Source organism: Streptomyces sp. NPDC057543 (genome assembly GCF_042801895.1).
In the GTDB taxonomy this organism is placed as follows: domain Bacteria; phylum Actinomycetota; class Actinomycetes; order Streptomycetales; family Streptomycetaceae; genus Streptomyces.
Map to the genome: position 1 here is coordinate 1 of NZ_JBHVFF010000604.1, position 1170 is coordinate 1170.

Sequence of the window (1170 nt, forward strand, 5' to 3'; positions counted from 1 at the left end):
GTAGGCGCGCGCGTCATGTGAGCTGCGCGGACCGCACGTCACCGGGGTCTGGTGAGGCCGGACTCAAGATCGCTCACGGAATGTGTGCCAGAACCGTCTGGCGGCAGCATTTGTGCATGAGTTCCGGGTTCTGGCACAGATCTTGGGGAGGGGTCGCGGAGCGTCACCTAGGTGTTCGATTGTGAGGGGCGGGGTCGTGTGAGACCGCGTACGCCTTGTCATCTGGCAGCCGGAAATGACGCTCCGTCAAATGCTTGGTCGCCTCTGCCGTGGTCGGCTGCGAACGGTGATGGTGCTGGTCATGCAGACCGATGCATCGTTCTGGGACTCGCTCGTGTTCGACGGGATCGACGACGTGGATGTCGAGGCGGTGACTACCGCGTTCGGCACGGTCGAGGTGGTCGCGAGAGGCCGGGTGGCCGGGGCGGAGTGTCCGGACTGCGGCCGCTTCTCGAACCGAGTGCACGACCGCTATCAGCGCAAGCTGAAGGATCTTCCGCTTGCCGACCAGGACTTCGTGATCCGGTTAGCGGTCCGGCGTTTCATCTGCGAGGCGACGGACTGTCCGCGTCGGACGTTCGCCGAGCCGTTCTCCCGGTTGGCCGCCCCTTACGCACGGTTCACCATTCGGCTCAATCACGCCCTGGAGCAAGTGGGGCTCGCGCTGGCCGGGCGGGCCGGCGCCCGGCTGGCTGCCCAGCTGGGCTTCGGCGCGGGAAGAATGACCTTATTACGCAAGGTCATGGCACTGCCCGATCCGCAGTTCAGCACGCCTCGCGTGCTGGGCGTGGACGACTTCGCGATCCGCCGCGGCCAGACCTACTCCACTGTCCTGACCTGCGGAGAAACCCATCGCGTGGTCGATGTGCTCCCGACACGCACAGCGGGACCGCTGGCAGCCTGGCTCACCACTCACCCCGGCGTGGAGATCATCTGTCGGGACCGGGCCGGCGCCTACGCCGAAGGCGCCCGGCTCGGCGCCCCCGACGCTCTCCAGGTCGCCGACCGGTTCCACCTGTGGCAGGGGCTGGGGCGGGCCGTTGAGACCTGCGTCGCCGCCCACCGCGAGTGCCTGAGTAGCTGTTGTCGTTCCGATCTTGAGGGGTGTGTCTCGAACGGGAGTCTCGATCGGGTGGTTGCCGTCGGCTGCGGGCATGAAGGCAGGGCCTC

Annotated in this window: 1 protein-coding gene; it reads left to right on the forward strand. The window is 67.0% G+C overall.

The features are described 5' to 3' along the window. Positions 1 to 301: 301 nt before the first annotated feature. Positions 302 to 1170 (forward strand): ISL3 family transposase (locus ACFU8Q_RS41615; RefSeq protein ID WP_384465467.1); only part of this gene is annotated, 869 nt, incomplete at its 3' end.